Below are 12,294 nucleotides of genomic sequence, written 5' to 3'. Positions count from 1 at the left end.
GACTTCCTATCCCTGCTGGTCGGCAAGACCGACCAACCTGGCCAGTTCGACGGTACGGTTGGCGTAACCCCATTCGTTGTCGTACCAGGCGTAGAGTTTGACCTGGGTGCTATTGATGACCATGGTCGACAGCGCGTCGATGATCGCGGAGCGCGGGTCGGTGCGGTAGTCGATGGACACCAGCGGACGCTCCTCGTAACCGAGGATATCCTTGAGCTCGTTTTCGGAAGCATCTTTCAGTAACCGGTTCACTTCTTCAACAGTGGTGGCACGCTCAACTTCAAAGACGCAATCGGTCAACGAAGCATTGGCCAGCGGTACACGCACGGCATGGCCATTCAATCGGCCACGAAGCTCAGGGAAGATTTCAGCAATGGCGGTAGCTGAACCGGTGCTGGTGGGAATCAAGCTCATGCCCGAAGCACGAGCCCGACGCAGGTCTTTGTGCGGTTGATCCAGAATGCTTTGGGTATTGGTCAAATCATGGATAGTGGTGATCGATCCATGGCGAATGCCGAGTTTCTCGTGGATCACCTTCACCACTGGCGCCAGACAGTTGGTGGTACACGACGCAGCAGTGACGATGCGATGTTTCGCAGCATTGAACAACTGATGATTGACGCCCATGACGATGTTCAAGGCGCCCTTCTCTTTCACTGGAGCACTGACCACCACGCGCTTCACACCTTGATCCAGATAAGCCTGGAGCACCGCGACGGTCTTCATCTTGCCACTGGCTTCGATCACTAGATCACAACCCGACCAGTCGGTTTCGGCGATGGTTTTATTGGCGCTGATTTTTATGTGCTTGCCACCGATCACAACGTTATTGCCCTCGGCGCTGGCCTCATGCTGCCAGCGGCCATGAACTGAATCGAAGTTCAGCAGATGGGCATGAGTGATCGCGTCGCCTGCCGGGTCGTTGACCTGCACAAATTCAAACTCGGGCCAGTCCCATGCGGCACGCAGCGCCAGCCGACCGATACGTCCGAAACCGTTGATACCTACTTTGATGGTCATGCGCTACGGCATCTCTGATTACATACGGAAATACGAATATATGAATTATCGTATATCTAGTAAAGCAGAGAGTTCTGAAAATCAGCGCTTCGATTGCCTACTCTCCCGATAGCGCTCAGAACTGCGCTGCTTCCAGCTCGTAGAGGCATTCGCTGCCAGCCTTGACCGAAGCACTCAGCGAGTGGATACGCGGCAGCAGTCGGGCAAAGTAGAAGCGCGCGGTGCCCAGCTTGCTGGTGTAGAAGTCACCCTCGGCCTGTTTGCCCATGGCCGCTTTGGCCATCAGTGCCCACATGTAGGCATAAGCGGTGTAGCCGAACACCTGCAGGTACTCGACCGAGGCAGCGCCGATTTCGTTCGGGTTGTTCTGTGCCCGATCCAGCAGCCACCCGGTCAACTCGTCGAGGGTGTCCACGGCGGCGCTCAACGGCTTGCAGAACTCGCCGAGGTCAGTGCCGGCGTTGGCGATGAAGTGGCGAATTTCAGCAGCGAACAAACGGTAAAGCGCCCCGCCGCTGCCGACGATCTTGCGCCCGGCCAGGTCCAGTGACTGGATGCCGTTGGTGCCTTCGTAGATCTGGGTGATCCGCACATCGCGAACCAATTGTTCCTGCCCCCACTCGCGGATGTAGCCGTGGCCGCCGAAAATCTGCTGGCCGAGCACCGTGGTTTCCAGCCCCATGTCGGTGAGAAACGCCTTGGCCACCGGAGTCAGTAACGACACCAGCTCTTGGGCGCGGGTGCGGGTTACCGCCTCTTCGCTGTACTTGGCGGTATCCAGTTGCAGGGCGACGTAGCTGGAAAACGCCCGCCCGCCTTCGTTCAAGGCCTTCATGGTCAATAGCATGCGGCGTACATCCGGATGCACGATGATCGGATCGGCGGCCTTGTCCTTGTTCTGCGCGCCCGTCGGCGAACGGCTTTGCAGACGGTCACGGGCGTATTCGACCGCGTTCTGGTATGAACGCTCACCCAACGCCACCCCCTGGATACCCACGCCCAGACGTTCGTAATTCATCATGGTGAACATCGCTGCCAGGCCCTTGTTCGGCGCATCGACGATCCAGCCGGTCGCGCCGTCAAAGTTCATCACGCAGGTAGCGGATGCCTTGATGCCCATCTTGTGTTCGATTGAACCGCAGGACAGCGAGTTGTGTTCCCCCAAGGATCCGTCGGTGTTGACCAGTACCTTGGGCACCAGAAACAGGGAAATACCTTTAGGGCCGGCGGGCGCATCCGGCAGTCTGGCCAGCACTAGGTGAATGATGTTTTCGCTCAGGTCGTGCTCGCCGCCGGTAATGAAAATCTTGCTGCCGCTGATCGTGTAGCTACCGTCGGCCGCGGGCTCGGCTCGGGTGCGAATCAGGCCCAGGTCGGTGCCGGCATGGGCCTCGGTCAGGCACATCGAACCGGTCCAGGTGCCGGCGTACATGTTCGGCAGATAGCGTTCCTTGAGCGCCTGACTGGCATGGGCATTGATCGACAGGCACGCGCCGGCGGTCAGCATCGGGTACAGGCCGAACGACAGGCTGGCGGAATTGACCATCTCCTCGACCTGGGCCGAAATGGCCTTGGGCATGCCCATGCCACCGAACTGCGGGTCGCCGCCCACACCCACCCAACCGCCTTCGGCGAACGCCCGGTACGCCGCGACAAAACCGTCCGGGGCGGTCACCGTGCCATTGCTCCACGTACAGCCTTGTTCGTCGCTGCTGCGGTTCAGTGGCGCGATCACTTCGGCACTGATCTTGCCGGCCTCTTCAAGGATCGCGACGGCCGTCTCTTCATCGATCACCTCGGCCAGGCCGGGCAGTCGGGCCCATAGCCTGGACACCTCGAAGACCTCGTTGAGGACAAAGCGCATGTCGCGCAAGGGAGCTTTGTAATCAGACATCGTTGGCTTACTCCGCAATAGTCTGGGCGTGATGCATGCCCGAAGGTTGGGTTGGGACGGTTTCACCGGCATGCCCCTGAGGGGCCTCCGGAACAGGGTGACGATCAAGCGACACCCCCCGCAGCAGGAAATGCGACAGGGCAGGAATCAGAATCAGCGCACCGAGCATGTTCCACAGGAACATGAAGGTCAGCAGGATGCCCATGTCCGCCTGGAATTTGATCGGCGACCAAACCCAGCACACCACACCGGCCGCCAGGGTGATGCCCACCAGACCCACCACCCGGCCGGTAAACGACACGGCGTTGCGGTAGGCCTGAGTCAGCGGCAGGCCCTGACGCTGGTAATGCAACTGCACACTGAGCAGGTACAACGCGTAGTCCACACCGATCCCCACGCCCAGCGCGATCACCGGCAGGGTCGCCACCTTCACGCCAATGCCCATGACCACCATCAACGCCTCGCAAAGGATCGAGGTCAGCACCAGCGGTAACAGCGCAACCAGCGTGGCGCGCCAGCTGCGGAAGGTCATCAGGCAAAACAGCGTCACCGCCGCATAGACGTAAAGCAGCATGGTGCGATTGGCCTCGCGCACCACGATGTTGGTCGCGGCTTCAATGCCGGCGGTCCCGGCAGCCAGCAGGAACTGGCGGTCATCGCTGCTGTTTTCCCGGGCGAAGGTGTCGGCGATCCCGACCACCGCATCCAGGGTCTCGGCCTTGTGGTCCTTGAGAAAGGCAATCACCGGCATCAGTGAGCAGTCGGTATTGAACAGCTCCGGGGAGTTGACCGAGGCTTGCTGCGCGGCGTAGTTCAAGACGTCCTGGTTGCGCTGGATACTGTTGAGCTTGGGGTTGCCCTCATAGCTCCCCGCTGTGATCTGGCGCACGGCATTGACCAGCGAGGCCGTCGCCTGCACGCCCGGATACTGTTGCAGCTCCCAGGCCAGACGGTCGGCGAGGACCAGTGTCTTGTAGCTCAGGCAGCCTTCCGGAGGTGTCTTGATCATCACCGCGAACAGGTCGCTGGATAACGCGTAGTGACGGGTGATGTAGGCGTTGTCACGGTTATAGCGAGAATCGGCACGCAACTCCGGTGCACCACTCTCGAGGTCGCCAATCTTCAGGTGCAGGCTGATCACAAAGCCGCCGATGCCCATCAAGAGTGCGATCAGAACGGCGCCCGTGGCCCACTTGGCCGTGGTGAAACGGTCGAGCCAGTCCCACAGTTTGCCAAAGCCTTTGTGCCCGTCCGCCCGGGTGTCGATTTTCAGGGCGCGCTCTGCAGCCTTCGCACCGACGCCAACATAGGAAAGCGCCACCGGCATCAGCAACAGCGAGGTGAAGATCAGTACCGCAACGCCGATACTGGCAGTGATGGCAAGGTCCTTGATCACCGGAATGTCGATCAGCATCAGCACGGCGAAACCCACAGCGTCGGCCAGCAGCGCGGTGACGCCGGCAATGAACAGACGGCGAAAGGTGTAGCGCGCGGCGATCAGTTTGTGGGTGCCACGAGCAATGTCCTGCATGATGCCGTTCATCTTCTGCGCCGCGTGGGACACACCGATGGCAAAGATCAGGAAAGGCACCAGCACCGAGTACGGATCAATGGCATAGCCCAGCCAGGCGACGATGCCCAGTTGCCAGATCACCGCGACCAGCGAGCAGCCGACCACCAGCAAGGTACTGCGCACGCAACGGGTGTAGAGGAAAATGATTATCAGCGAGGTGACCACGGCCAGTCCGAAGAACATCATCACCTGAATCAGGCCATCGATCAGGTCGCCCATCAGTTTGGCGAAACCGATCACCCGGATCTTGTACTGGCCCTTGCCCTCTTCCCCGGCTTTGCGGGCGGAGCTGTCGCCGGCGAACTCGATCCTGTCGCGCAACTGCTCTTCAAGCATCTGCGAGAACCCGTGGTAGTTGATGCGCTGACCACCGGCGGCAGCCTTGTCCAGCAGCGGTACGACCAACATGCTCGACGTGAAGTCACTGGCCACCAGACTGCCGACGATCCCGGCGCGGGAAATGTTCTGGCGCAACTGTTCTATTTGCTCGGGCTTGCCCTCATAGGCATCGGGCATTACCGGGCCACCCTGGAAGCCTTCCTCGGTGACTTCGGTCCAGCGCACCGCCGGGCTCCACAACGACTTCATCCAGGCGCGGTCGACGCCTTCGGTGAGGAACAACTGATCGTTGACCTGTTTAAGCACGTCCAGGTAAGCGGGGTCGAAGATATCGCCCCGGGTGTTCTCCACGACCACGCGCACCGAGTTACCCAAGCCGCGCAGTGACTGGCGGTTTTCCAGAAAGTTCTGGATGTACGGCTGGCTCTGCGGAATCATTTTCTCGAAGCTGGGGCGCAGTTCCAGACGTGTTGCGGCCATGTAGCCCAGCACCACAGTGGCCAGCGCCATCAGCAGCATGAACAGCGGGCGATAGTTGAACACCATCCGCTCCAGCCGGTTGCCGGAGTGGCGGTCGAAGTCACGCACGTCGCGGATCACCGGCATGGTGTCTTGCTTGATATTGCCCATGTCTGGGTTCTCGCTCTAAGGGTTCGAGGTCTTATTCGATGGACAATGTCTGTGCACCACGACTGCCCACCACCACCAGCGCGCCATCGGCGGCCTGAGTGGCGCCGGCCACCGGTGACGGTTCGGGTTGCCGCATCAGGTGCATGTCCGCGCCAGTCCCTTGACTGACCAGCATCTGTCCGCCTTGGGTGAACAAGCGATAATGACCGCTGGCGTCGACGATGCCGGCGGTGATGCTGACGTGAAGGCCGCTGTCCAGCGCAGTCCAACTGAGGCCGCCGTTCGTGCTGCGCAGCACGTTGCCGCGCAAGCCATAGGCAATCACTTCACCGGGCTTGCCAACCACGCCGAAAAAGCTGCCCTGATAGGGTGTTTGCACGGCGGCGAAACGCTGATGAGCCTCATCCCATTTGAGCAACAGGCCTTGCTCCCCAGCGATGTACAGCCCGTCGCCAGTGGAGGCGATGGCGTTGAGGTGAAAACCCTGCGGGTTGTCGGTACGGTCCTGAAACGGTGTCCAGTTCTGGCCACCATCCTCGGTGCGCAGGATCAGGTTGAACACACCGACCACATAACCAAGGTTGTCGTTGGCGAACCAGACATCGAGCAAGGTTTTATCCGCGCCCTGCTCCACCAGCCGCTGGCCTTCGGCGGCCAGCAGTGGCCATTGTTCGTTGCCGGGTTCTGCACTGGCCAACGCCCCATAATGCTTGACCAGCAAGGCACCGATCTGGCGGCCGTCCAGTTGCTTGCGCCAGGTAACCCCGGCGTCGCTGCTGTGCAACACCACGCCGTCGTTGCCGACTGCCCAGCCCTGCATGGCGGAAGGAAAATTCACCGCAGTGAGATCGGCACTCACCGGCACCGCGGCTTGCTGCCAGTGTTTGCCGGAGTCATCGGAATAGAGAATGTGGCCACGTTGCCCGACCGCAATCAATCGCTCACCAGCGCGCGCCATGCCGGACAACGGGCTGCTGACAGCCAGGGCGCTGGCCCTGGCCGGCAGATCCAATACATCGACATAACTGGCCGCCTGGGTGAGCCCCTGCAACATTGCAAACAAGATGCCTAGCGCCAATTGCAGGTACTTTTTGTACGAACACATACCGCGTCCTCTTCAGATAGCCGCGCCGGGACACACAACCGTGCAGCCCGACGTTCAAACCTGGTGTTCGCATTAGCGAATGCCGGAACCCGCCAGGGACTCCGGCGACCACTGCGCCTTGGAGAGCGGATCGGTGTACCTGATGCCGCCGTAAGGCCCCACCACACCGTTGATGTTGTAGGAACCACCGACCAGGTCGTAGATCATGAAGGGTGTGGAATCCGGGATCTGCTTGTCATAGCTTTGGCTGAGGAACGCGAAGGAACCACGGTACAACTGACCACGGGCGTCATACTGATCTGAGGCCAGAGCGGTCCAGCTGTCTTCATCCAGGTAGAAACGACGCTTCTGATAGATGTGCCGCGCACCGGCCTTGAGGTTGCCTTCCACCACCCAGACCCGGTGTTTTTCCCAGCGCACGTAGTCAGGTGCCAGATGATTGGCGGTGGTCAGCGACTTGGGGTCCTGGGCGTAGGTCAGCTTGTAGGTGTTGTAAGGCACGATCATTTCCTGCTTGCCCACCAGCTTCCAGTCGTAACGGTCCAGTGCACCGTTGAACACAAAGACATCGTCGTAGGTGCCCGCACCGGCGGTGCCGGGGTTAGGCGTGTCGTAGGCCAGGTTCGGCGCCAGCTTGACCCGACGCTGGCCAGGCAGGTACTGCCAGGCGCGGCGCGGCTGTTGCAACGGGTTGGCGGCGTCCTTGAGCATCACCGCTTCGCCGGCCCGGCGCGCAGGTCCGGTGTAGGACAGCTTCATCTGGTAGTACACGTCGGCGCTGCTGATCGGCTGCGCCAGGTTTTCGTAGATCGGATAGGAAATGAACGCCTGCCCGGTAGTTGCCAGGCTCGGAACGCCTGCGGAGTCGACGTTCCAGGAGTCGTACTTGGAGTTGATGCTGACCCCCTGATAACGCAGCAGGAAGTTCCACATCGCCTCGTTGCCCGACTGCGGGATTGGAAACGGCACTCCGGGCAGCACGTTGTCGATCGCCAGCCCACCTTCGAGGGATTTGGCGCCAGTCGCATTTTTCACGCCATTGTCCAGCACAGCCTTGGGCAGTGTGACGGTGCGGTGAGTCGGATAGACATTGACATGGAAGCTGGGGAAACGCCTGGCCAGTTCTACCGTGGTCGCCGTCAGCTCGCCTTTGTACTGATCGACGTTCTTGCCGTCGATCACCAGCAGTGTTTTTTCGTCGACAAAGGGGTCCGGGCGCATGCTGTCACCGGCTTTGAAGCTGGCCGGTGGCGTGGTCAGGCCACCCGAATAGGCGGGAATGGAGCCATCGGCGTTCCCGGCTTTTTCCGCCCCGACCAGGGTCAGGTTGCTGCCCAGTCTGGCGGCTTCCTGAGCCGATACAGCGGCCTGTGCCTGAGCGGCAACGGCCATGGTCAGAGAAACGGCCAGCAATGTGTGCACGAATTTCATCTTGTTGTTCTCCTGCTTAGGTGACTAAGCCATGGGTGAATCAAAAGGTGGTTTTCATCGTCAGGTAAACGGCGCCACGGTCCGCAGTAGTTGCGCCACCACCGGAAAAGGCCGAGTAGCCACCGCCATAACACGCGTAGTTCTGGTTGCCGCTGAAGGCGTTCGGCGTGGAGCCGTCCCCGCTGCCAGCATTGGCCGCGCCGGTACTCACACCACTGACATCACACTTGTCGGTCTTGCCGAAGGAGTCCACGTACTTCAGGTCGACAAAGTATTTGTTGTAAACAACGGCACCGACGCCGACCGCATAGTTACCGGTGTCTTTCGCACCGCCGCCGGATACCGGTGACACACCGGCAAGCCCCATGTTGATGGACATCGGCATGTTGAAGTCGACACCAGGAAGTACCTGGTACCAGGTCGGCGTGAAGTTGGCTGCGATGCCCCAGTTGTCCCGAGTCGGAGCATCGACGCCGCGGTAGCTGCTATTGCCCTTGTAGAGCGCTTCGTTCTTGCTATCGAGCTTGAGCAGATTGCTGTAGTACAGCTCGGTGAGCAGGGTTGCCGAATCAAATACGGGCGTCTTGGGAAAGGTCATCAGACCGTTGAGCGTCCAGTGCAGCGTGTCGCCGGTGGCGCTCATGCTGTCGCCCTTGCTCGGGACGTCATAGACGATGCCGGTCTGCGCCGTACGAGCAGGCAACAGACCCAGACCGGCGCCCAACCCTAGCGGCCCGGTGGAACTGAGAATCGCCGGGATGCTGGCAAGCGGCATGTTGTGACGAATGTTCAGGTCCGAGCCCACACTCACACCGCCCACATCCTTGGACAGGCTCAGACCGAAGATGTGGATATTGTCGGCATAGGCCAGTTGATAGGTGCTGGTGCTCAGCGAGTTAAGCGTGTTAACGACCGCCGGCACCATACCCGCTGGCGGAGTCCCGTTGGGATTGGCCGACGTCAGCCCGGTAGCGTTCAACCAGGCTTGAGGCAAAATGTCCGAGGTCTTGCGGTAATAGACGCCGAGCGTGCCGTCCAGCCAGGCGGGCGACCACTTGGCCATCACGCCCCAGTCTCCGCTTTTATCCGGCGTCAGATCGTGTCCCCGACGCACGTTGGTCAGCCCATTGCAGGGGGCCAGGCCGCAGCCCAGAGGGCTGCCGGGTACCACGGCATTGGTGTTGCCCAGTAGGAAAGACTGCGCGCCGAAGCCGACCAGATCGGAACCGCCATAGTAGGTACCGGCTTCCGGCAGTCGGGCAGCATCCCAATCCAGGAAGTACTGGGCGCCAACGGTCAACTCCGGATTGACGGTGAACGACATCGACAGCTGATTACGCGGAACGAACAGTTCCTTGGCTTCGGTACCGGGCGAGGCCGCCAGTTTGGCCAGGTCCAGGCCAGACTGGCCGTAGCTGATCGAGTGCACGGGGTTGAGAACGGTCTCGCCCCAGAACACGTTGTGCTGACCCGCCTTGACGCTCAGCAGGGACTCTTCGCCCACTTCGGTGCTGTAGAAAACGAAGGCATCAAGAATTTCGCCGGAGGGACCGGTGTAATAACGCTGGGCATAGTTGCTCAGGTGGGGACTGCCATTGCCGACATTGTCTGTAGTGACCGCGGCAAGGCGTGGGTCGTTGGCGACCAGGCCCGACCTTGCGTCGTTGCCGTTGACGAACGGATTGGAATTGGAGCCGGTATTTTCATACGCCTTGTCGTACCAACTGGCGGCACTGAGGCGAAAGCCCATGCTGTTCTTGTAGACCACATCCATCTCGGTCAACAGGTCAATTCGGTTGGTGATATTGGTCCCGGACTTGCGAAAGTTATAGTCGCCATCGTTGTTGTTCGGTGTCCCCAACATGCGCTTGTCGGCGCTCTCGGTGCGCACGCCGTAGTTGTATTTGACGGTGTTATCCAAACGCGCGGTCCAGTCCGGGTTACCCGTATCGAGTTCGACCGCATGGGCCACCGGCATGGCTGCGGCCAGAATGGCCGAGGCCAACAAGGTGTAACGCGAGGGTGTAAACCCGTGACTCTTATTGTTGTGCATTGCGTTGCCTCCGCCTTTTTGTATTTGTTTTAAGCGCAGCCGCCCTCACGCAACCCCTTGTTCCAGGGGTTTGCGTTTTTCAGGAATGAGGGCAATTGCCGGATGGCTAGCGGCCAGCCGGCTCCTGAACTAGCGGTCCAACTCGAGGATGAGTGCTTCGGCTTGTGGCCAGCGGCCATAACCCGCAGCCGGATTGAGATGACCCACCGCGCCCAGATTGAGCAGTTCGGCACCCCAGCCTTTAGCCAGGCGAGTGACGGCATCCAGGCTGGCAAGGTGATCGTTGGTGCTGCCGGCCACCAGGCTGCGGAACGGCAGCGGGCCTTGGGGAAGAGGATCCCAACCCTGGGTACGCAGGGTTTGGGCGGATGGGTAGCCTTGCGGCCAATCGGCATCAAGATCCGGTGGCGCGGCCAGCAGAGCGCCCTTGATTGGGCGGCTATGTCGCGCAGCCCAGTGCGCGACCATCAACACGCCGGCGCTGTGGGCCACCAGAATCACTGGCCCTTCGATCTGCTCCAGTTCGTGCTGAATCGCCCGGACCCGGGCGCTGCAGTCGAGCTTGTCGGTTTCAAGCGGCGGCACACTGCGCACCTTGCTCAGCCTGGCCTCAAGCAACGTTTGCCAATGCTCGGCAACATGCTCGCGCAGGCCCGGTACGATCAGAACGGTTGCGGCAGTTTGCAGTTTGTCCACGTCAACACCTTCGCTTTCTCGATGACTCGACCGGCTCTATCGCCAGAAGCTTTTTGTAGTACCGACATTAAAGAGCGCCCACCCGAGGCGCTTTTCATTGGACGTCAGCCACTTTTCTTTTGATGACAGATTTCCAGGCGTTGGAGTGGCGCGACCACTGGTCAAAAAACCGACAGGTCCGCTCAAGGCCACTGTAATCAACGGGTGAGCGTCAATTGATCCATAAGTCGGTGGTGAGTCCCGACAGATCCGCAGGAACACCATCGATGACGTCACAACTGTTCAATTGATGATGTGCTGGATATAGTCGCCACGCTCATTTCCATCGGAATCTGCCCAGGAAAGACCTTCGCATGACCAAGCTTGTTCGCGCCGCCGTCTTGACCAACTACCTGGAGGTCACTCAGTACCTGGGGTTCAACCCACGCGATTTACTGGCGGCCGTCGGCCTGAGCAAGGCCCAGTTGCAAGCCCCTGAACACCGGATTCCCATCGATGCCGCCGTGCGCTTGCTTGAAGAGTCGGCTACCGCCAGTGGCTGCCAGAGCTTCGGCCTGAGCATGGCCGAGTCGCGCCAACTCTCGGACTTCGGTGTGGTCAGCCTGCTGCTCAGCCACCAGCGTACGCTGCGTGATGCTTTGCAGGTCGTGGTGCATTACCGTCATTTGATGAACGATTCGCTGGCCATTTTCATTGAAGAGGCCGGCAAGATGGTGATCATTCGCGAGGAGGTGGTCACCGAATCACCGATGCCCTGCCGACAAGCCACTGAGCTGGCAATCGGGGTTATGTTCCGCCTGTGCGCCGCCTTGCTTGGCACACACTGGCACCCCTACAGCGTCAACTTCACGCATCAGGCCCCCGACAACCTGCAACTGCATCGTCGCCTGTTCGGTTGCACTCTGGAGTTCGGCAGCGAGTTCAATGGCATTGTCTGCTCAGATGCCAGCCTCGACATGACCAATCCCCATGCCGATCCGGCCATGGCTCGCTACGCCCAGAGTTACCTCGACTCACTGCTGAGCCACGAAGGACCGTCGATGCTGTTCGAGGTGCGCAAAGCCATCTACCTGTTGTTGCCGATGGGACGCGCCACCATCGAGCAGATCGCCCAGACCCAGGGCATGAACGTTCGGACGCTACAGCGCCGCCTCAAAGACGATGGCTGCGCCTTCAACGACCTGATCAACGATGTGCGCCGCGATCTGGTACTGCGTTACCTGGAAAACCCGAATTACTCGCTGGGCCGGATCGCCGACATGCTCGGTTACTCCATGGCGAGCTCCTTCACACGCTGGTTCATCTCCCAGTTTGGCATGCCTCCCGCCGCGTGGCGCAGCGCACAAAAACAGGCCATCAAAGCACCGATGGCCCCGACCACCCTGCCCGGCTCCACCGAACCCTGAACCGATTGAGATAGACGCAGGGATTGCAAAAAAAAACGGCGACTGCTAGTACAGTCGCCGCAAAAGAACCGGTGTTTGTGACACCGGCCGAGAGTCCCACCGCGCCATGGAGGCAACGCAGTGCAACGCTCAGTAGCAGCTGGCGAA

At 60.2% G+C, this 12,294-nt stretch carries 8 protein-coding genes; 1 reads left to right on the top strand and 7 read right to left on the bottom strand.

What is annotated here, in order from left to right; genetic code table 11:
- Window positions 1-6: 6 nt before the first annotated feature.
- From BK659_RS08640 to BK659_RS08610, 7 genes are all read right to left on the bottom strand, one after another.
- Window positions 7-1,020, bottom strand: coding sequence for an ArsJ-associated glyceraldehyde-3-phosphate dehydrogenase (locus BK659_RS08640; RefSeq protein ID WP_123424656.1), 1,014 nt, complete (start codon window positions 1,018-1,020; stop codon window positions 7-9).
- A gap of 115 nt (window positions 1,021-1,135) precedes the next feature.
- Window positions 1,136-2,914, bottom strand: a complete 1,779-nt coding sequence (locus BK659_RS08635) for an acyl-CoA dehydrogenase C-terminal domain-containing protein (RefSeq protein WP_123424655.1) — start codon at window positions 2,912-2,914, stop codon at window positions 1,136-1,138.
- Window positions 2,915-2,921: 7 nt separating this feature from the next.
- Entirely contained in the window at window positions 2,922-5,456 is a 2,535-nt protein-coding gene (locus BK659_RS08630) for an efflux RND transporter permease subunit (RefSeq protein WP_123424654.1), read from the bottom strand.
- A 31-nt stretch (window positions 5,457-5,487) separates the two neighbouring features.
- The gene (locus BK659_RS08625; protein WP_123424653.1) at window positions 5,488-6,561 is read right to left on the bottom strand and encodes a WD40/YVTN/BNR-like repeat-containing protein; all 1,074 of its coding nucleotides are present in this window, start codon (window positions 6,559-6,561) and stop codon (window positions 5,488-5,490) included.
- A 72-nt stretch (window positions 6,562-6,633) separates the two neighbouring features.
- The gene (locus tag BK659_RS08620) at window positions 6,634-7,992 is read right to left on the bottom strand and encodes a DUF1329 domain-containing protein (RefSeq protein WP_123424652.1); all 1,359 of its coding nucleotides are present in this window, start codon (window positions 7,990-7,992) and stop codon (window positions 6,634-6,636) included.
- 40 nt (window positions 7,993-8,032) lie between these two features.
- Window positions 8,033-10,045 (bottom strand): DUF1302 domain-containing protein, encoded by a 2,013-nt coding sequence (locus BK659_RS08615; RefSeq protein WP_123424651.1) that lies wholly within the window; start codon window positions 10,043-10,045, stop codon window positions 8,033-8,035.
- 129 nt (window positions 10,046-10,174) lie between these two features.
- A complete protein-coding gene (locus tag BK659_RS08610; protein WP_123424650.1) occupies window positions 10,175-10,741 on the bottom strand; it encodes an RBBP9/YdeN family alpha/beta hydrolase in 567 nt (188 codons plus the stop codon).
- A 353-nt stretch (window positions 10,742-11,094) separates the two neighbouring features.
- Here BK659_RS08610 and BK659_RS08605 point away from each other — a divergent pair, with 353 nt between their 5' ends.
- Window positions 11,095-12,147: an AraC family transcriptional regulator gene (locus BK659_RS08605; RefSeq protein ID WP_123424649.1), complete on the top strand. Its 1,053-nt coding sequence runs from the start codon at window positions 11,095-11,097 to the stop codon at window positions 12,145-12,147.
- Window positions 12,148-12,294 lie beyond the last annotated feature (147 nt).

The sequence above is a fragment of the Pseudomonas brassicacearum genome (assembly GCF_003732225.1).
GTDB classification, from domain to species: Bacteria; Pseudomonadota; Gammaproteobacteria; order Pseudomonadales; family Pseudomonadaceae; genus Aquipseudomonas; species Aquipseudomonas brassicacearum_E.
The sequence above is the reverse complement of the archived record's forward strand: the minus strand, read 5'-3'. Positions and strand labels throughout refer to the sequence as shown.